Origin of the sequence: Streptomyces dysideae, assembly GCF_001514305.1 — a bacterium.
Taxonomy (GTDB): domain Bacteria; phylum Actinomycetota; class Actinomycetes; order Streptomycetales; family Streptomycetaceae; genus Streptomyces; species Streptomyces dysideae.
This window is the reverse complement of sequence record NZ_KQ949092.1, coordinates 84,151-102,862: the sequence shown is the minus strand read 5'-3', so window position 1 is coordinate 102,862 and position 18,712 is coordinate 84,151. Positions and strand designations below refer to the sequence as shown.

General features: G+C 70.8%; 15 protein-coding genes and 2 pseudogenes. 11 read left to right on the top strand and 6 right to left on the bottom strand.

Annotated elements, in window-relative coordinates; translation table 11 throughout:
- The 4 genes from AQJ91_RS26285 to AQJ91_RS26275 all read left to right on the top strand — a co-directional run bounded on the left by AQJ91_RS26285 (position 1) and on the right by AQJ91_RS26275 (position 5,277).
- Positions 1–2,817 (top strand): NHLP bacteriocin export ABC transporter permease/ATPase subunit, encoded by a 2,817-nt coding sequence (locus AQJ91_RS26285; RefSeq protein ID WP_067026385.1) that lies wholly within the window; start codon positions 1–3, stop codon positions 2,815–2,817.
- A gap of 135 nt (positions 2,818–2,952) precedes the next feature.
- Positions 2,953–3,090 (top strand): hypothetical protein, encoded by a 138-nt coding sequence (locus tag AQJ91_RS58390; RefSeq protein ID WP_407696920.1) that lies wholly within the window; start codon positions 2,953–2,955, stop codon positions 3,088–3,090.
- 124 nt (positions 3,091–3,214) lie between these two features.
- A complete protein-coding gene (locus AQJ91_RS26280; protein WP_079085194.1) occupies positions 3,215–4,651 on the top strand; it encodes an MFS transporter in 1,437 nt (478 codons plus the stop codon).
- A gap of 212 nt (positions 4,652–4,863) precedes the next feature.
- Complete coding sequence (locus AQJ91_RS26275) at positions 4,864–5,277, top strand: STAS domain-containing protein (protein WP_067026383.1); 414 nt, start codon at positions 4,864–4,866, stop codon at positions 5,275–5,277.
- 136 nt (positions 5,278–5,413) lie between these two features.
- Here AQJ91_RS26275 and AQJ91_RS26270 read toward each other — a convergent pair whose 3' ends face one another.
- Positions 5,414–5,848 (bottom strand): protease inhibitor, encoded by a 435-nt coding sequence (locus AQJ91_RS26270; RefSeq protein ID WP_067026381.1) that lies wholly within the window; start codon positions 5,846–5,848, stop codon positions 5,414–5,416.
- Between the two features lie 324 nt (positions 5,849–6,172).
- Between AQJ91_RS26270 and AQJ91_RS26265 the strand changes: the two genes are divergently transcribed.
- The 5 genes and pseudogenes from AQJ91_RS26265 to AQJ91_RS54570 form a co-directional block, all read left to right on the top strand.
- Positions 6,173–6,724 (top strand): hypothetical protein, encoded by a 552-nt coding sequence (locus AQJ91_RS26265; protein WP_067026379.1) that lies wholly within the window; start codon positions 6,173–6,175, stop codon positions 6,722–6,724.
- Positions 6,725–7,105: 381 nt separating this feature from the next.
- Positions 7,106–7,315 (top strand): annotated as a pseudogene (locus AQJ91_RS26260) (cytosine permease); the annotation flags it as partial.
- Positions 7,312–8,007, top strand: coding sequence for an alpha/beta fold hydrolase (locus AQJ91_RS26255; RefSeq protein ID WP_067026375.1), 696 nt, complete (start codon positions 7,312–7,314; stop codon positions 8,005–8,007). The pseudogene AQJ91_RS26260 and the gene AQJ91_RS26255, both read left to right, overlap by 4 nt.
- Positions 8,008–8,080: 73 nt before the next feature.
- Positions 8,081–9,250, top strand: a complete 1,170-nt coding sequence (locus tag AQJ91_RS26250; protein WP_067026373.1) for a lactate 2-monooxygenase — start codon at positions 8,081–8,083, stop codon at positions 9,248–9,250.
- Positions 9,247–10,223: pseudogene (locus tag AQJ91_RS54570) on the top strand (2-hydroxyacid dehydrogenase); the annotation flags it as partial. The gene AQJ91_RS26250 and the pseudogene AQJ91_RS54570, both read left to right, overlap by 4 nt.
- 197 nt (positions 10,224–10,420) lie before the next feature.
- Here the strand turns inward: AQJ91_RS54570 and AQJ91_RS26240 are convergent.
- From AQJ91_RS26240 to AQJ91_RS26230, 3 genes are all read right to left on the bottom strand, one after another.
- Positions 10,421–12,037, bottom strand: coding sequence for a ricin-type beta-trefoil lectin domain protein (locus AQJ91_RS26240; protein ID WP_067026372.1), 1,617 nt, complete (start codon positions 12,035–12,037; stop codon positions 10,421–10,423).
- Positions 12,038–12,541: 504 nt separating this feature from the next.
- Positions 12,542–12,919: a toxin Doc gene (locus AQJ91_RS26235; RefSeq protein WP_067026370.1), complete on the bottom strand. Its 378-nt coding sequence runs from the start codon at positions 12,917–12,919 to the stop codon at positions 12,542–12,544.
- Between the two features lie 3 nt (positions 12,920–12,922).
- Complete coding sequence (locus AQJ91_RS26230; RefSeq protein WP_067026368.1) at positions 12,923–13,168, bottom strand: hypothetical protein; 246 nt, start codon at positions 13,166–13,168, stop codon at positions 12,923–12,925.
- A 188-nt stretch (positions 13,169–13,356) separates the two neighbouring features.
- Here AQJ91_RS26230 and sigJ point away from each other — a divergent pair, with 188 nt between their 5' ends.
- The gene (sigJ, locus tag AQJ91_RS26225) at positions 13,357–14,286 is read left to right on the top strand and encodes an RNA polymerase sigma factor SigJ (protein WP_067026366.1); all 930 of its coding nucleotides are present in this window, start codon (positions 13,357–13,359) and stop codon (positions 14,284–14,286) included.
- Positions 14,283–15,737, top strand: a complete 1,455-nt coding sequence (gene qcrB, locus AQJ91_RS26220; RefSeq protein ID WP_067026364.1) for a cytochrome bc1 complex cytochrome b subunit — start codon at positions 14,283–14,285, stop codon at positions 15,735–15,737. The genes sigJ and qcrB overlap by 4 nt, the downstream gene beginning before the upstream one ends.
- A gap of 6 nt (positions 15,738–15,743) precedes the next feature.
- On the opposite strand, the gene AQJ91_RS26215 is transcribed toward qcrB, so the two are convergent.
- Positions 15,744–16,208 carry a hypothetical protein gene (locus tag AQJ91_RS26215; protein ID WP_067026362.1) on the bottom strand — a complete coding sequence of 155 codons (465 nt, stop codon included), beginning with the start codon at positions 16,206–16,208 and terminating at the stop codon, positions 15,744–15,746.
- A gap of 47 nt (positions 16,209–16,255) precedes the next feature.
- Positions 16,256–18,499, bottom strand: a complete 2,244-nt coding sequence (locus AQJ91_RS26210; RefSeq protein WP_067026360.1) for a glycoside hydrolase family 9 protein — start codon at positions 18,497–18,499, stop codon at positions 16,256–16,258.
- Between the last annotated feature and the right edge of the window lie 213 nt (positions 18,500–18,712).

The following is an 18,712-nucleotide window of genomic DNA, read 5'->3' as shown; positions in this document are numbered from 1 at the left end:
ATGACGACCGCACACGAGGGGGACCTGGTCCTGGGCGCGCTCGGGTCCATGGGCACGCCGATCGACTGCACCGGGTTCAGCCGCCTCGACCTCGAAGGCCCGCAGGTGCTGTGGCTGGTCGCCTCGGGTGCCGTGGACCTGTTCGCGGTGGACGCCGAACAGCAGGGCCACTGGCATCACCTGGGCCGCCTGGAGGCGGGTTCGCTGCTGCTCGGGCCGATGGCGGGCCCGCAGCACACGCTGGTCGCCCGCCCGCTCCGGGACTGCGTGGTGCACCGCATCGGGCTGCGCGAGCTGTACCAGCCCGCCAGCACCCAGACCTGGTCGTACGACGAGTACGGCAACCCCCAGTACGTGCCGCCGACGACGAGCCCCCTGGAGTACGCCCTCGCTCTCGGTGTGGGCCGCAGCCTCTCCATCCTCTTCCAGGCACCGATGGCCACCGAGCGGGCCGCCGAGATCACCGACGACGACGTCTTCTGGATGCAGGTGCCGCCGGGCAGTGTGCAGTACGGGTCGCTGTACGGCGCGGAGGCGGCCGCCGACCTGCTGATGGACCCTGCGGTCTGGCAGAGCATGGTCGACCAGCAGTACCGCCTGCTGACCACGCTGGACCGCTGGATCGAACAGCTGGAGCGCACCCACGAGACCCGCACGGCGGAGGGCATCAAGGCCGGTGAGGCGGTGCGCGCCCAGGCCGACCGGACGCTGCTGGCGTCGATCGGCAAGCGGTCGGGGCAGCGCACGACGGCCGCCGACGCCGACGCCTCGTACGCCGCGTGCAAGCTGGTCGCCCAGGCGGCCGGGATCGCGCTGTCCGAGCCCGCGCAGAGCGGCACGGAGAGCGACCGCCTCGATCCGGTCGAGCGCATCGCCGTCGCCTCCCGGGTCCGCACCAGGGCGATACGTCTGGACGGGCGCTGGTGGCGGGACGACATCGGCCCGCTGGTGGGGCATCGGGCCCTGTCCGGCGCACCGGTGGCGCTGCTGTGGCGGCGCGGCGGATACGTCTCCGTCCATCCGGCGACGGGCCGGGAGACGCCGATCGAGAAGGCCAACGCGGAGGAGTTCGAGCCGCGTGCGGTGATGTTCTACCGTCCGCTGCCCGACCGGGGGCTGAGCCCCGCGCGGCTGCTGCGGTTCAGCATGCGCGGCACGGGCGGCGACATGACCAATCTGCTGCTCAGCGGTCTGGTGACGGTCGCCATCGGCGCGCTGGTGCCGATCGCGACCGGCAAGGTGCTCGGCGAGTTCGTGCCGAAGGCCCAGACCGCGCTGATCGTGCAGTTCTGTCTGGCCGTGATGATCAGCAGCGTGGTGGCCGCGGCGTTCATGCTGCTGCAGAACCTGACCATCCTCCGCCTGGAGGGCCGGATCGAGGCGACGCTCCAGTCGGCCGTCTGGGACCGGCTGTTGCGGCTGCCGACGAAGTTCTTCACGGAGCGCTCGACGGGTGAGCTGGCGAGCGCGGCCATGGGCATCAGCTCGATCCGCAGGATGATGGCGGGCATCGGCCCGGTGGTCGCCCAGTCGGTGACCGTGGGCGCGATGAACCTCGCCCTGCTGTTCTGGTACAGCGTGTCGATGGCGCTGGCGGCGATCGGGATGCTCGTCGTCATCGCCGCCGTGTTCCTGGGGCTCGGGCTGTGGCAGGTGCGCTGGCAGCGGCGGCTGGTGGTGCTCGGCAACAAGCTGAACAACCAGGCGTTCCAGACGCTGCGCGGGCTGCCCAAGCTGCGGGTGGCGGCGGCCGAGAACTACGCGTACGCGGCCTGGGCGTCCCAGTTCGCGCGCAGCCGTGAGCTCCAGCAGCAGGTGGGGCGGATCAAGAACCTCAACACGGTGATGGGTACGGTGTATCTGCCGCTGTGCACCCTGCTGATGTTCATGCTGCTGGCGGGTCCGGCGCGCGGGTCGATGTCGGCGGCGGCGTTCCTCACCTTCAACACGTCGGTGACGATGCTGCTCACCTCGGTCACCCAGCTGACCGGCGCGTTCGTGTCGACGGTGGCCGCGATGCCGCTGTTCGAGCAGATCAAGCCGGTGCTGGACGCGACGCCCGAGGTCCGCACGTCGAGCACCCGGCCGGGCCCGCTGACCGGGGCGATCGAGGCGCGGCGCCTGTCGTTCCGGTATTCCGACGACGGTCCACTGATCCTCGACGACGTGTCCTTCGACGTACGGGCGGGCGAGTTCGTGGCGATCGTCGGCCCCAGCGGCTGCGGCAAGTCGACGCTGCTCAGGCTGCTGATCGGCTTCGACAAGCCGGTGTCCGGGAGTGTCCTGTACGACGGCCAGGACCTGGCGGCGCTGGACCAGTCGGCGGTCCGCCGGCAGTGCGGGGTGGTGCTTCAGCACGCCCAGCCGTTCAACGGCTCGATCCTGGACGTCATCTGCGGCACCGAGCCGTACACGCCGGAGGAGGCGATGGCGGCGGCCGAGATGGCGGGCCTCGCCGAGGACATCAAGCGGATGCCGATGGGCCTGCACACCATCGTCGCGGGCAGCGGCGCGATCTCCGGCGGCCAGCGGCAGCGCCTGATGATCGCTCAGGCGCTGATCCGCCGGCCTCGCATCCTCTTCTTCGACGAGGCGACCAGCGCCCTCGACAACGAGACGCAGCGCACGGTCATCGAGTCCACCAAGGCCCTCGACGCCACCCGGATCGTCATCGCGCACCGCCTTTCGACGGTCCTCGACGCGGACCGCGTGATCGTGATGGAGGACGGCAAGGTCGCCCAGCAGGGCGCGCCGGCACAGCTCCTCGCGGACACCGGCGGGCGGCTGCATGAGCTGGTGCGGCGCCAGATGGCCTGATGGGGCGTACGTCACCCAACGAAACGTTGCCGTTTCGATCGCAGAGGTCCAGTCTCGAAGTGAACGAAACAGTTTCGCTTACCTGCCTATTGCCTTCCGTGCCCCTGCCTCGGACGACTTCCCTGGAGTTCCCCGATGTCTCAGAAGACCCTGACCGAGAGCGCCCGCGCGGGCGCCGCGGAGGCGCCGTCGGCGGCCTCGGCGAAGCGGTGGTGGATCCTCGCGATCGTCGCCGTCGCGCAGCTGATGGTGGTGCTGGCGCCACGATCGTGAACATCGCCCTGCCGTCGGCCCAGGCCGACCTCGGGTTCTCCGACGGCAACCGGCTGGGGGTCCCCCCACGCCTTTAAGGCAGTGGGGGAGGAACGTCACCGCGTACGCGCTCGCGTTCGCGTCACTGCTCCTGCTCGGCGGGCGGATCGCCGACCTGTTCGGCCGCAAGCCGGCCTTCCTCATCGGTGTCGTCGGCTTCGCCGCCGTCTCCGCGCTCGGCGGTGCGGCGAACAGTTTCGGGATGCTGGTCACCGCGCGTGCCCTACAGGGCGTGTTCGGCGCGCTGCTCGCGCCCGCCGCGCTCTCGCTGCTCAACACGACGTTCACCGACGCCCGCGAGCGGGCCAGGGCGTTCAGCGTCTACGGCGCCATCGCCGGGGCCGGCGATGCGGCGAACAGTTTCGGGATGCTGGTCACCGCGCGTGCCCTGCAGGGCGTGTTCGGCGCGCTGCTCGCGCCCGCCGCGCTCTCGCTGCTCAACACGACGTTCACCGACGCCCGCGAGCGGGCCAGGGCGTTCAGCGTCTACGGCGCCATCGCCGGGGCCGGCGGTGCGGTGGGCCTGCTGCTCGGCGGCATCCTGACCGACGCCCTCGACTGGCGCTGGACGATGTACGTCAACGTGGTCATCGCGGTCGTGGCCTTCGTGGGCGGCTGGCTACTGCTGGACAACCACCGTGACGCGGCCGGCTCCAAGCTGGACATCCCGGGCACGGTGCTGGTCGCGGGCGGTCCGTTCGCCCTGGTCTACGGCTTCTCCAACGCCGAGACGCACGACTGGAGCTCGCCGCAGACGTGGGGCTTCCTGATCGTGGGCGGCATCCTGCTGGCGGCGTTCGCCTGGTGGCAGACCCGCGCGAAGCACCCGCTGCTGCCGCTGCGCATCCTGCTCGACCGCAACCGCGGGGCCTCGCTCCTCGCCGTGCTGATCTCCGGTGCGGGCATGTTCGGCGTGTTCCTCTTCCTCACCCACTACCTGCAGCTGAACCTGGGCTTCAGCCCGACGAAGACCGGCGTGGCGTTCCTGCCGATGGTCGGCGTCCTGATGGTGGCCGCTCAGCTCGGCACCACGCAGCTGCTCCCGCGGCTCGGCCCGAAGACCGTCATCCCGCTGGGCTTCGCGATCGCCGCGGCGGGGATGGCCTGGCTGACCGGCATCGGCGTCGGCTCGTCGTACATGAGCGCGGTGCTGCCGCAGCTGATGGTGATCGGCCTGAGCCTCGGCCTGGTGATGCCGGCGGCCATGCAGCTCTCCACCGGTGGAGTGGCGGCCGAGGACGCGGGCGTCGCCTCCGCGACGGTCAACGCCATGCAGCAGGTGGGCGGTTCGATCGGCACGACACTCCTCAACACCCTCGCCGCGAGCGCCGCGACCGACCATCTCGCCGGCAAGGACGCGACCAGCAAGCTGGTCCAGGCCCAGGCGACGATCGAGAGCTACACCACCGCCTTCTGGTGGTCGGCGGGCCTGTTCGCCGCGGGCGCGGCGATCGCCTTCCTGCTCTTCCGCCGCGGGACGCCGGACCAGGACGAGTCCGCCGCACCGGTCGTCCACATGTGACCGCCCCGGTCACCCAGGTCCGAGGGGCCGCCGTCATCAGGGAGACGGCGGCCCCTCTCCCTTGCCGCAGTTGCCCCGGATCGGTCAACCACAACTCCCGGAATTCACCAGGTCGAGTGAACCAGATCTTGCGGGCGGCGCCGCAGGGATGACCGCCATCGCACCGGGGTAACTCCGAGATCAAATACCCCCCTTGCCGAGGTGGAGCGGACATGACGCCGGCATCCGACGACCTCGCCCCCGAACCGACCGGGAACTCAGCCCCGTTGGCCTCCCGTTCCGGGCCTCCCCCGACGAACCCCCATGCCCGTACCCGGACATGGGGTGCGTTCACCGTGGTCGAGGCCGCCGGTGAGATCGATCTCGCGACCGCGGGGTTCCTCGCCGAGCATCTGGACGCGGCGACCGCCGGGCCGGAGCCGGACGTGCTGGTCGATCTGCGGGGCGTCGGCTTCTTCGACTGCTCGGGGCTGCGGGTCCTGTGCCGGGCCGACAGCCGGGCCAGAAGCCGGGGCGGCAGGCTGCGGGTCGTCTCCGACGCGCCGTCGATCCGGCGGCTGTTGCGCGGCGCGGGACTGCTGCACCGTTTTCCGCCGCTGCCCGGGATCCCGGGGCAGCGGCAGTGAACCGAGGCGCCGGCCGGGCGGCCCCACTCCGCCCAGCCGGCCCCCGGTGCGAGATCGCTGCGGCCCCCGCGGCGGGGGCTCGCACTCCCCATCCGCGAGCCCCCGCCGGTGCGTGCGAGGGCCGCGCGATCCCGGTCTAGAAGGTGAAGAGGCTTGTCCCGTGGGAGCTCTTCACACACTCGTTGGCGAAGGCGCGCTCGTAGGAGACGCGCTTGCCCTGCCAGACGCCGTCGACCGTGACGACCACGGGGTCGTACTCCTTGGTGCACAGCACGTCGGCTCTGCCGGTCAGCGCGTCGAAGTCGCCGTCGGCTGCGCGCAGTTCGGCACAGGCCGCCCCGGCGGCGGGATGCGTGCCGGAGGGTGTCGGGGCGCAGGTCAGCACGACCGCGCGGTCCGGGGCGGCCATGGCGGCGATGTCGCCGTGGCCCACGGTGAGGACCAGGGCCGACGGGGCGTAGAGCGAGGCGGGGGTGGTGCCGGGGGCGGCGAGGGCGGGCCCGGCGAGGGGTCCGCAGACGGCGGTGGCCGTGAGGCCGAGGGTCGCTGCCCAGCGCGCGGTGTAACGCATTGTGTGCATCCTTCCGCTCATTTCGGGGGTGTGCCACGTCCGACGCGATCGGTGCCGGAGCGGCGAGCGCGAGTCTGCCGAGTCCGCCGCCGAAACTCACATCGACCCCATGGGTTTCAGTAACATTGCGTGTTGAATCAGTGGCGTGAAGTAACGGAACTTGGACGTTCCAACCCCGGAACTGAGCGGTTCTTGATCGCCCGAAGTTGCCAAGTGGCCGAATCTCGCACCCTGATTAATAGGCCTGAAACATTCCGATTGAGCTGTCGGCGGACTTCCGCTCCACCCCTTGTGTTCATGTCCGGGCCGAGTAATGGTCATTACATGATTACGAACGAGCAGCGAGAGAAGGTACGCGGCTGGTTCACCGGCCGCCTGCCGGACGACCTCTTCGAGGAGCTGACCAAGGTGACGGTCGACCGCGAGGAGATCACCGTGATCGGCCGCATTCCCGAGCCCCACCTGGCCGAGGACACCTCGGCCGCGGAGCGGGAGGCGGCCCTGCAGGGTCGGATCCAGGAGTTCCGGGGGCGCACCCGGGACACCCGGATCGGCGTGGCCCGCGAGGCCGAGCACCGGTTCCGGCGGAAGGTGTCCTGGGGAGTCGAGTGCGGCACCGAGCGTGCCCTGTTCACGCATGTGGCCGCGCCCGTCATGACCCGGCTGCGCCAGCCCGAGCGTCAGGTCCTCGACACCCTCATCGCCGGCGGGGTCGCCCGCAGCCGCAGCGACGCCCTCGCCTGGTGTGTGCGACTGGTCCAGCGGCACACCGACGACTGGCTGGCCGAGCTGCGGGAGTCGTTGGAGAACGTCCAACGGGTCCGGGCCCAGGGGCCGGACGCGGAGCCGGAGGACGCCCCAACGGACGACGAGTGAGGGACGATTCGTCCACCCATGGCGCCGTAGATGGATGAACCGTCCTCTGGTGCGGATCTTGTGCGCCGCCGTACCGTCGGCAGACCGCCGAGAGGACGGCATCCGTGCTGCCCGCACACTCCCGCGGCAGCGACCGGCCGTCGAGACCTCCGCCGCGCCACCCCGCGCTCCACCGCCACGCCCACGCTGGAGCCCCCTTGTCCCCACAGCCCGAGCTTCCCGGCCACTCCCCCGTTCCCTCGCTGACCGAGGTCCCTTCGGCGGCGCCAACACCTTCTTGACCTGCGTCCTCGGCGCCTTCCCGATCCTCTTCGGCCTCTCCTTCTGGCAGGGGCTCGCGGCCACGCTCCTCGACGTCGTCGTGGGCGCCCTGGTCCTGTGCACGACGGCGTCGACATCGGCCTGCCGTTGTCGATGGTGGTGGCCGCGGTGCTGTTCCTGGCGCTGCTGCGGCTGTTCCCCGAGCCCCGGGCGGTATACGGGCCGGAGGGGCCGCGGCTGGCGCGGACCGTCGAGGTGCCGGCGCAGCCGATCACCGGGCCCTGCGCCGAGGGGCCGTTGTCAGTCCCCTCGGCTAAGTTGCCCGCATGACCAACTTCGTACTGGTGGCAGGGGCACGGCTCGGGGCGTGGGCGTGGGACGAAGTGGCGGCCGAACTGCGCTCGGCCGGGCACGACGTCCATCCCTTGACCCTGTCCGGCCTCGCCGAGAAGCAGGGCGTCCCCGCCGGGCAGCAGACGCACGTCCAGGACATCGTCGACGAGGTCGAGCACCTCGATCTGCGTGATGTCGTCCTGGTCGGACACAGCTACTCGGGCATCCCGGTCGGCCAGGCCGCCGAGCGCATCGGAGACCGGCTGCGGCGTGTGGTGTTCGTCGACTCGAATGTTCCCGTCGACGGGGAGTCATTCCTGTCGGGCTGGCCGAGCGAGCAGGTGCGGAAGGAGATCGAGGAGAACGACGGCTTCTGGCCGCGCGCCACCGCGGGGTACTACGCGGACCAGGGCCTGACGGACGAGCAGACAGCCCGGATCGTGGCCGGTTCCACCCCGCACCCGGGCGCCACGCTCACCGAACCGGCCGTACTGGCAGGCGACTTGGGCGACCTTCCGGCGACGTACATCAAGTGCCTGCTGGACGGCGACGAACCGATGCCCGCCGCGGCCGGACTGCTCAAGAGCGAGCGCTGGGAGCTGGTCGAGATGGACACCGGGCACTGGCCGATGTTCTCGCAGCCACGTGAACTGGCCCGTGTCCTGCGGGAATCAGCGGCCGGATCCTGAAGGCCGACTCCGCCTACCCGCCGGTATCGTCGCCGTGCAGCGCGTTCTCGGCGACGAGAGACGGGAGGTACGGATGGCCAGCCACTGGGCGGACTTCCAGTACGAGATCTATCTGAACGGGATGACGGGTGCCGTACCGCGGCTGCCCACCGATCTGACCCGGCTGGAGGAGCTGACCGAGCAGCGGCTCGGTCCCGTCCCTGTCGGCTATGTCGCGGGCAGCGCGGGCGACGGCAGTACCGCCCGCGCCAACCGGGCCGCGCTGCGGCGGCGCCGGATCGTGCCGCGCATGCTGCGGGACGTGCACGAACGGGACCTGTCCGTCGAGGTGCTGGGCCGTGCGCTGCCTGCTCCGCTGGCGCTGGCGCCCGTGGGCGTGCTGTCGATCATGCATCCGGACGCCGAGTCCGCGGCCGCCCGGGCCGCCGCCGCGCAGGGCGTGCCGTACATCCTGTCGTCGGCGTCGAGCACGCCGATGGAGCAGGTCGCGGAGGCGATGGGGGACGCCGAGCGCTGGTTCCAGCTGTACTGGCCGAAGGACCCGGAGGTGGCCCGGAGTTTCCTCGGCCGGGCGAAGGCGGCCGGGTTCAGCGTGCTGGTCGTCACGCTGGACACACCGCTGCTGGCGTGGCGGCCGCGTGACCTGGACCAGGCGTATCTGCCGTTCCTGCACGGTGTGGGCACCGCCAACTACTTCACCGACCCGGCGTTCCAGGCGGGCCTGGCCAAGCCGGTGCGGGAGGATCCGAACGCGGCCGTCATGCACTTCGTCGGACTGTTCGCGGACCCCGGCAAGACCTGGCCGGATCTGGCGTTCCTGCGGGAGAACTGGGACGGCCCGATCGTGCTGAAGGGCATCCTGCACCCGGACGACGCCCGCGCCGCCGTCGACGCCGGGATGGACGGGGTCGTCGTGTCCAACCACGGGGGCCGGCAGGTGGCCGGCTCCGTCGCGGCGGCCGACGCGCTGCCCCGGGTCGCGGAGGCGGTCGGCGACCGGCTGACCGTCCTGTTCGACAGCGGGATCCGCACCGGCGACGACGTCTTCAAGGCCCTGGCGCTCGGCGCGCGGGCGGTGCTCGTCGGACGGCCGTACGTCTATGGTCTCGGCCTCGACGGACAGGCGGGCGTCGAGCACGTCGTCCGCTGTCTGCTCGCCGAACTCGACCTCACCCTCGCGCTGTCCGGGCATGCCTCCCCCGCCACGATCGGTCCGGCCGACCTCGTCGAGGACCCCTCATGACCGCGCCGAAGAACGTCCTCGCCGTCGTCTCCCCCGTGGTGGGCGGCCGCGGCACCGGAGCCGGGCTCGCCACACTCTTCCCCGCCGAGGCCCATGTCACCGTTCGTCGAGGCGGCCGACGAGGAACCGGCCGCCCCGCGCGCGGCGCACGCGGTCATCACGGCACTCGCGCCGGTGACCGCCGAACGCATAGCCGCCGCACCGGAGCTGGAGCTGGTGCAGTGCGCGAGCCACGGCTTCGACTACGTCGATGTGGCGGGCCGCGGGCGAACGCGGGGTGCGGGTGTGCAATAGCGGGTTCACGGGCGCCGAGGCCCAGAACGTTGCCGATCAGACCTTCGCTCTGATGCTCGCGCCGGCCGAGCAGCTGGTCCCCGCGCACACCGCTCTCCCGGGGCCGACTGTGCCCTGCCCCGCCTCCAGCGGTCCCTCACCGAGCTGTCCGGCAAGACGCTCGGCATCGTGGGCCTGGCCAGATCGGGCAGCAGGTCGCCCGCCGCGCGGCCGCGTTCGACATGACCGTCCTCCACGCCGGACGGCGCCGACTGCCGCCGGACACGGAGTCCGGGCTCGGCCGGCGCGCGCCACGTCCCGCTGGACGAGCTACTGCACACCGCCGACTACGACTCCCTGCACACGCCGCTCACCGAGGAGACCCGGCAACTGCTCGACACCGGGCGGCCGGCGCTGCTGAAGCCGTCGGACGTTCGTGATCAACACCGCGCGGGGCGCCCTGATCGACCAGGACGCCCTCGCGGACGCCCTGGAGAAGGGCCTGCTGGCCGGGGCGGGCATCGACGTCTGCGACCTCGAACCGCCCACCCCGGCCCTGCGCCTGCTCCGCGCCCCGAACGTGGTGCTCTCCCCGCACGTGGGAGGCCTCACCCGCGGGACACTCGTCCCCGTCGCGTCGGCCGCCGTGCGGAACGTGGCCGGCTTCGTGTCCGGACGGGAGCCGCAGGACATCGTGAACCAGGGGGTGTTTGGAAAGTCCCGCACAGCACCCACGGCGCCCGGCACCCTCCCCCACTGCCTTAAGGGCGTGGGAGGTGCCCCCACTCGCCGCACCGGCCAAAAGCCCAAGTACGTCCAGTACGAGGGCTTTCGTCCGGCACGCCGAGAGCACGCACCGGACACCGCGGGCACCGCACAGGACTTTCGAAACACCCCCTAGTTGATGCCGTCCGCGAGCTGGACGGCACGCGCGGACGGGGCGTCACTGCCGGTGATCCGCAGTGAGCCGGGGCCGGCCGTGGTCACCGGGTCGGTGAGCCAGCGCCGGCCGTCCGAGTCGTCACGGACCTTGACGACGATGTCGGCGCCCGGGTCCTCGGTGGTGGACGTCAGCGCGAGCTGCTCGTCCCAGCGGGGCAGCAACTCGCCCTGCACGGTGAGGTCGTAGCGCACGTCGTCACCCCGCTTGGCGTCCTCGTCGGCGCAGGTGCCGAGGATGACGACCCCGGCGTCGGCGTGTGAGTCCAGGCACAGGTCGGGATCCGCCACGCTGCGCAGCAGCCCGTCGTCCTCGTACGACCACTGCTGGGTGCCGGCGTCGGAGCACGCCGCCAGCTCGGTGCCGGCCCCGGACTTCACCTGCCCCTGGATGTCGAGACACAGCCCGGAGGCGGCGTTGCGCAGTCTGGTCTGCCCCGGCACGGAGGGGAGTTGGGCGGTGCCGGGCGGCGACGTGGACACGGCGGGCGGGGCCTGGGCGCCGGTGCCGCCGTTCGTGGCGGAGGCCGCCGGGTCGACCCCGTCGTCGTCCGGCAGGGCGCTCACGGCGAGAATGGTCGCGAGCAGCCCGGCGGAGGCGAGGCCCACACCGGTGAGCAGTGCCCGCGGGGAGCGCGGTCCCGCGGGGCCGCGGCGGCCGGGCGCGGGAATCCTGGACAGCAGCCGTCTGCGCCCGGCTCCGTGCCGGGCGGCGCCCTGGGGGTGGGACTCCTCCGGCTCGGTGCGGCCCTGTCTGGAGTCGAGATAGCGGCGGGCGCCCCAGCCGAGCACCGACTCGGCGAGCAGTACGCCCAACCCGCCCTCGAAATGACTCAGTTGTTCGGCCGCGTTTCGGCAGTAGCGGCACTCCGCCAGATGCTGCTGGACATCCGGCAGCAGTGCCCCGCCCCGGCGAATCGGAACGTCGAGGAGACGGTTGTAGAACCGGCAATCCTTGGTCGGCGCGAGTTCCCTGTGGGCATGTACACAACCTTCGCGGAATTTTTCACGCGCCTGTTCGAGTGCGGCCGACGCGGTGTCGGTATCCATGCCCAGCAGACCGGCGGGCACGGTTATGGGCTCCGCCTCGACCTCGGTGTGCCAGAGCAGACAGCGGGCGAGTCCGGGAAGAGTCTGGAATGAACGGTCGGCCAACTTCCGATTTTCGGGCGTCATGGACTTCGCGGCGCGCATACCGCGTCCGTCCGCGGGTTTCCCGAGATCCGGCATTACACCGGATATCCGGTCGTCGGACGACCATCCCTGGACGGTGTCCCGGACGGCCACGAGGAGCCGGGGGCGCAGCGCGGCGGCCGGCTCCCCGAGGGTCAGCCGGTCCAGGACCTGGTGGAAGGCGGCAGCGGTGACCATGTCGGCGACGCTCGCCGGGGAGGCGAGGCAGATGACGGCGTATTCGTGCACCGGCTGCCAGTGCCGCGCCATGAGTAACGCGACGGAGGGTGCGGCCTCGCCGTCCGTGCCGCCTCGCAACCGTACGGCGAGGCCTTCGTCGGATTCCTCGGGAACCCCGCCGGGCGGGGGGTAAGGGGGGCGAGGGGGGTGGGGGGTGGGCACTGAGCGGATTCCTTCCCACGCGCGGGTGACTCACAGAAGTTCCAGTCGCCGAAAAGGGGGCCCGGGTTGGTGTGCACCTCTTCGGCGTGAGCGCGGGGAGCGTGAATTCACCACCGTCCATCCGCTCCGGTTCCCCACGGAACGAATGAGCCCGGCCTTTTCAACCCCCCGCACGGGTAGTTCACCCTTGCACAACACACTCATACCAACAAGGCACTTGGGCAACATCAGCCTCGTTGACGGAAAGTCAGATGCGGTGGCAACTCTGTTCGCTCGCACCCCGTTTCGAGATTCCAAGCGCCCCGTGTGAAACACGCGCACACGCCGGAGCGCCGCGCACGCTCCCGGCGCACACCACCCCGTAGTCCACTGGAACCGGCCCTTCTCGGAGGCACCGCGCAGGACGGCGGCTCTCCCGTGCGACAGGCCGCCGGCCCCGTTCCTCCCGCCCTCGGCCGGCGGCCCCGAGGGCGGCGGGGCGGGGGTTCGCCGCTTTCGCGGCCCTCAAATCTGCCAGGAGCGCAGCCGGTCGGCCGCGCCGTAGACGTCCGTCTTGCCGGAGATCAGGTCGCGGGCCAGGTCCACGAGGGCGCCGTAGGGCGGGTCGATGCCGACGCCGCTGACGAACATGTAGGCCACGGCGGTGGCGCAGGCGAAGCGAGCGTTGGCCGACGGCAGAGGCTTGAGCAGGGCGAGGGTGTGCAGCAGGGCGGCGGCCCGCCAGGCCGGGTCGGAGTCCACGCCGAGGCGGGGCGGGTCGACACGGTGCCGGGCGACGGCGGCGACCAGTGCGGAGAAGTCGTTGATCGTGGGCTGGTCCGGCAGGACTTCCTCATGGCGCTGCAGCAGCCAGGGCACGTCGATGTGGAGGACGGGTGCCATCGGTCAGGCGGCCCGCCCCTCGCCCTTGGTCAGTGGTTCGTCTTCGGGGAACGCGGCCGCGAACTCGTCGGCGTGCGCCGCGAAGAACTGGCGGAAGGCTTGGGCGCCTTCCTGCAGGGCCCGGTGCCGGGCGATGTCGGCCGCGGCCGCCTCGCGCACGAGGGCCTTCATGGACGTACCGCGTTCCTTGGCGATCTGTCGGAGGTCCTCAAGCTCGCGGTCGCTGAACTCCACGTTGAGAGCTGGCATGCCCTCACGGTACCGCGCGGGTACTTACCCGTAAATACCAGCAGGTCAAGTGTGATGTACAACGGTACCGGCGGGGCAGGACACGGACCGCCGCCGATGAGGCGTAGCTCACATTCCCGCTCCTGGATGTCACATTCCGGCCCCCGGCAGGCCTCGTAGTGGTGACCGCGTCACTGGGAGGCCCACGTATGTCCGAGATCGCAGTTCCCGATGCCGACGAGGCGACCGGGGTGTTCGTCGAGCAGCGCGAGCTGTTGTTCGGGGTCGTCTACAACATGCTGGGCAGCGTCGCCGACACCGAGGACGTGCTGCAGGAGACGTGGCTGTCGTGGACGGCGCGGAACCAGGACTCGCCCCTCGACGGGGTCGCCAACCCGCGGGCGTATCTCGTCCGGGTCGCCGTGAACCACGCGCTGGCGCGACAGGCCGCGATCAGCCGGCGCCGGGAGACGTACGTCGGGCCCTGGCTGCCCGAGCCGCTGCTCGGAGACGGCGGTGACGGTGACGGCGCCGATGAACCGGCCCTGCGCACCGAGTCCGTGTCGATGGCGATGCTGGTCGTGCTGGAGTCACTGACGCCCCTGGAGCGGGCGGTGTTCGTGCTGCACGAGGTGTTCGGGTACCCGCACACCGAGATCGCGGACATCATCGACCGCACCCCGGCTGCCGTACGGCAGCTGGCGCATCGGGCGCGGGGGCATGTGCAAGCGCGGCGGCCGTTGTACGAGGCGCATCCGCGGGTGCGGCGGGAGGCGACCGAGCGGTTCGTGCGGGCCGCGCTCGGCGGGGACATCGCCGCGCTGCTGGAGATCCTCGCGCCGGACGTCACGGTGTGGACGGACGGCGGCGGCAAGCGCAGGCCGGCGGGGCTGCGCCCGGTGCACGGCCGGGACAAGGCCGTCCGCCTCCTCGCGTCGTACGCGTCCCGGCGCGGCCCGCGGGACCTGGAACTGCGCTACCGGCGCGTCAACGGCGACGACGCGGCGGTGCTGTTCCAGGGCGACTCGCCGTACGCCGTGATGGTCATGGACCTCACGCCCGAGGGCGACCAGGTGTCCGGCGTCTACATCGTGTCCAACCCCGAGAAGCTCACGCATGTACACAAGGAGGAGGCGTGACCGGCAAAGGCGAGCGCGTGGCCGACTGGTTCGACGGCCGGCTCGGCATCCACACGCTGGGCCGGCGCTATCTGCGGAAGGTCTTCCCGGACCACTGGTCCTTCCTGCTCGGCGAGATATGCCTGTACAGCTTCGTGGTCCTGATCCTGACCGGAGTGTGGCTCACGCTCTTCTTCCATCCCTCGATGAACGAGGTGACGTACCACGGCAGTTACACGCCGCTCAACGGCGTCCGCATGTCCGAGGCGTACGCCTCCACCCTGGACATCAGCTTCGACGTGCGCGGCGGGCTGCTGATCCGGCAGCTGCACCACTGGGCGGCGCTGATATTCGTCGCCGGGATGCTCACGCACATGATGCGGCACTTCTTCACGGGGTCGTTCCGCAGGCCGCGTGAGGTCAACTGGCTGTTCGGCTGGACGCTGCTGTTCCTGGGCCTGTTCGAGGGCCTCTTCGGTTACTCCCTGCCGGACGACCTGCTGTCCGGGACGGGCCTGCGGTTCGTGAACGGCGCGCTGCTGTCGGTGCCGATCGTCGGGACGTATCTCTCCATGTTCCTGCTCGGCGGGGAGTTCCCGGGCGACGACATCGTGGCCCGCTTCTACTCGCTGCACGTCCTGGTGATCCCGGGCATCATGGCGGCGCTGATCGTGGCCCACATCCTGCTGGTCGTCCACCACAAGCACACCCAGTTCGCGGGCCCGGGACGCACCGAACGCAATGTCGTCGGCGCGCCGTTCATGCCGGTGTACCTGGCGAAGGCGGGCGGCTTCTTCTTCCTGGTCTTCGGCGTCCTCACGATCATCGCGGCCGTGGCGACGGTCAACCCCGTCTGGGCGTACGGCCCGTTCCGCGCCGACCAGGTCTCCACCGGCGCCCAGCCCGACTGGTACCTGGGCTTCGCCGAGGGCCTGGTCCGGATCATGCCGGGCTGGGAGATCACGCTGTGGGGCCACACGCTCGCCCTCGGCGTGCTGATCCCGGTCGTGGTCTTCCCGCTGCTGCTGGTGTTCATCGGCGTGTATCCGTTCCTGGAGGGCCGGTTCACCGGAGACGGCAAACGCGAGCACCACCTCCTGGACCGGCCCCGCAACCGTCCGGTCCGTACGGGGATCGGCGCGGCCTGGATCAGTGTCTATCTGATCCTGCTGGCGGGCGGCGGCAACGACATCGTGGCCACCCGCCTCCATCTGTCGATCAACACGGTGACGTGGGCGGTGCGGATCGGGGTGTTCGTCGTCCCGGCGATCGTCTTCGTCGTCACCCGGCGTATCTGCCTCGGGCTCCAACTCCAGGACAGGGAGCGGGTGTTGCACGGCCGGGCGACCGGTGTGATCAAGCGGCTGCCGCACGGCGAGTACGTCGAGGCGCACCAGCCGCTCGAACAGGCCCAGCTGCACACCCTGACCGCGCACGAGCGGCCCGGGGAACTCGTGGAGCACGAACGGTAGGCGCCCCTACCAGGCCGGGCGGGGGTCACGGAGGTGTTCCGGGGTCTGATCCGGACGCCAGTGCCCCTCGCCCTGGTCCGTGCGCACGAGGTACCCGGGGCTCGGCACGCATTCGAAGGTCTCCGGTGCCGGGGCATGGAAACGCTCGGTGCCCGGAATCGGGATCTCCACCAGCCTCCCGTCGCGGATCATCCACAGTCCGAAGCAGTCGTCCTCCTCGTCGTGGATCAGTACCTGAACGCTCTCCGGGCGGTCCCAGGGAAGCGACTCCAGATGCTTGAGCAGTCCCGTCCGGGAACCCACCCGGATGAACTCCGACGCCCAGCCGTACATGGTGCCGCCGCCGAGGGAGCTCGGGATCGGCACGAAACGGCCCTTCCAGCTGCGCTGATCGTCGTACTGGAGGAGGGGCTCCATGACCTCGTCGGAATTGCCCAGCGCCAGCACGATGACCTCCGCGATTCTGCTCATGGCGGAGTATCACCGCACTCATGGAGCCCCTGCCAACCGATTTCGCCCTACGTCTGGTCCGCCACGAAGGACGCCATCCGGGTCAGGGCCGAGTTCCAGTTGATGGTGTGTTCGTTGGTGGACCAGGACTGGATGTCGTCGATGTAGCAGAACTGGCCCACGCAGCCCTGGAGTTTGCTCTGCGCGAAGGGGTCCTGGATGCTCGAGTTCGGGCCGCCGGCCAGGGTGCCGACGGGTGGGTTCGGCTGGTTCGGGTCGAGTTGGTGGGCGTACCAACGGGCGTGCTGGTTACGGGCGTTGACCTCGCCGTAGCCGGTCACGTACGACATGTTCAGCGCGTTGCGGCCGAAGATGTAGTCCATGCTCTGCACGGCGCCGTCCCGGTACTTGGAGCCGCCGGTGATGTCGTACGCGGTGGCGATGACGACGGCGTTGTGCAGGATCTGGTGGTTGGAGCCCCAGTCGTAGAGGTTGTCGTCGGGGGCGTACGGCATGCCGTACGGGTGGGCCTTGAGCGTGGCCAGGTAGCGGTCGGCGCCCTTGACGACCGACCGGCGCACCTTGTCCCGGCCGGGCAGCCTGCTCGGCACGGTCGCCAGGTCCAGCCGGGCCGCGGCCGCCGTCCGGGCCCAGTCGTAGCCGAGGGCGCCGAAGATGTCGGCCGTGTGGACCGGGGAGTTCAGGACGTACTCCGAGAACGCCTTCTCGCCCGTGGTGAGATACAGCTCGGCCGCCGCCCAGTAGAACTCGTCCGTGACGTTGTTGTCGGCGTACGTCCCGCCGCCGATGCCGTCGCTCTCGGAGGCGTACCGGTCCGGGTGCGCGAGCGCCGCCGACCACGCCTTGCGGGCGGCCGCCAGCGCCTTCGCGGCGAACTCCGGGCCGTACGGCCGGTACAGGCGGGCCGCCTGTGCCGCTGTCGCCGCCAGGTTCAGGGTCGCGGCGGTGGACGGCGGGTGCAGTTCGCGTTTCTGCGGGTCGTCGCTCGGCAGCAGCGGCAGGCCCGTCCACTGCTCGTCGTGGATCTTGTGATGGGCCATGCCGGCCAGCGGCTGCCCCTCCGGCACCTGCATCTTCAGCAGGAAGTCGAGCTCCCAGCGGACCTCGTCGAGGAGGTCCGGCACCTTGTTGCCGCTCTCCGGGATGGCGAGTGTGCCGTCGGCCAGCTTCGACGGCTGTCCGGTGCGGGCCGTGAGCGAGCGTTCGTACGTGCTCAGCAGCTCCCAGGTGGAGATGCCGCCGTTGACGACGTACTTGCCGTGGTCGCCCGCGTCGTACCAGCCGCCGGTGACGTCGAGGGTGTAGTCGCAGACGCCCGGCTGGCAGGGCACGTTCCCGTCGCCCTGGTTGGGTGCGACGTCCACATGGCCGGCGGGGCGGGCGTAGCCGGGGCGCAGGTCGTCGCGTATCGCGATGCCGCTGCGCTGGGTGTAGTAGTACTTCGCGGCGTCGAGGCGCAGTTTCTCGTAGGCGGCCGTGCCGATGTCGAAGGGGCGGCTCGTCTGCCCGTCGGCGACCAGGGTGAAGCCCTGCCCCTGCTTGCGGTAGGCGCCGAAGTCGATGGAGTGGACGTTCTGCGCGGAGGACGCGTCGGTCCCGCGCGGCACCGTCGAGCCCCGGGCGACCACGGCACCGGAGGCGTTCTTGAGCTGCCAGGGCAGTTTCGCGGTCGCGTCGGTGACCAGGGTGGCGTTCTTCGGGCCGGCGGGCAGATAGGCGACCTGGTTCACCCGCACCCGCGGCCCGGTGTCCGGCTCGTACACCTCGGGCGGCACCCCGCCCAGCAGCGACGCGTCGTCCATGCAGAAGCGCCAGGCGTCCGCGCTGCCGCCGAGCTGGAAGGCGACCTGGCCCTGCGGGGTGTCGACGGGCGAGGTGAAGGTGTAGGAGTACGCGTTGCCGGAGACGCTCAGCTGCGGCGTCACCTCGAAGTACGTGTCGTACGGCGCCGCCGACAGCCCGACGAGCGCCCGTACCGTGTGCCCCTCGGGAGCACCGTTCGCGGTGAAGGAGAAGCGGTACGACTCCCCCTTCACCAGGGCGATGTCGTTCTGGCCGACGCCGGCGTCCCAGGGGTTGGTGGTGCCGCCGGGCACGTCCGCGCAGAGCTGTCCGTCGGACAGGCCGGCGGTGACGTTGCCGGTTGCCCACCAGGGGTCGGTGGTGGTGTCGAAGGTGCCGTTCTTGAGCTGCTCGACCTCTCCCGCGCCGGCCGGTGCGGCCGGGAGCGTGGTGAGACCCGCCGCCAGCAGGGCCGTCAGGGACAGCAGCGTGGTTCTGCGTCGTTTCACGTCTGGGCTCCTCGGGGGGGGGAGGTGCGGGTGACGCTCGCGATGGGAGCGCTCCCAGATGCGGACGCGCACCATGCTTGTGGGAGTGTGACACCCCGTCAACGGTCCGGACGGGACTAAGCGCTCCGCTGAGTGGTGCCGCGTTGTGCCGTCTCTCGTCCGCGGCGCCGCCGTGGCTGGTCGCGCCCGGGCGGCGGCGCCGCATATTGAACA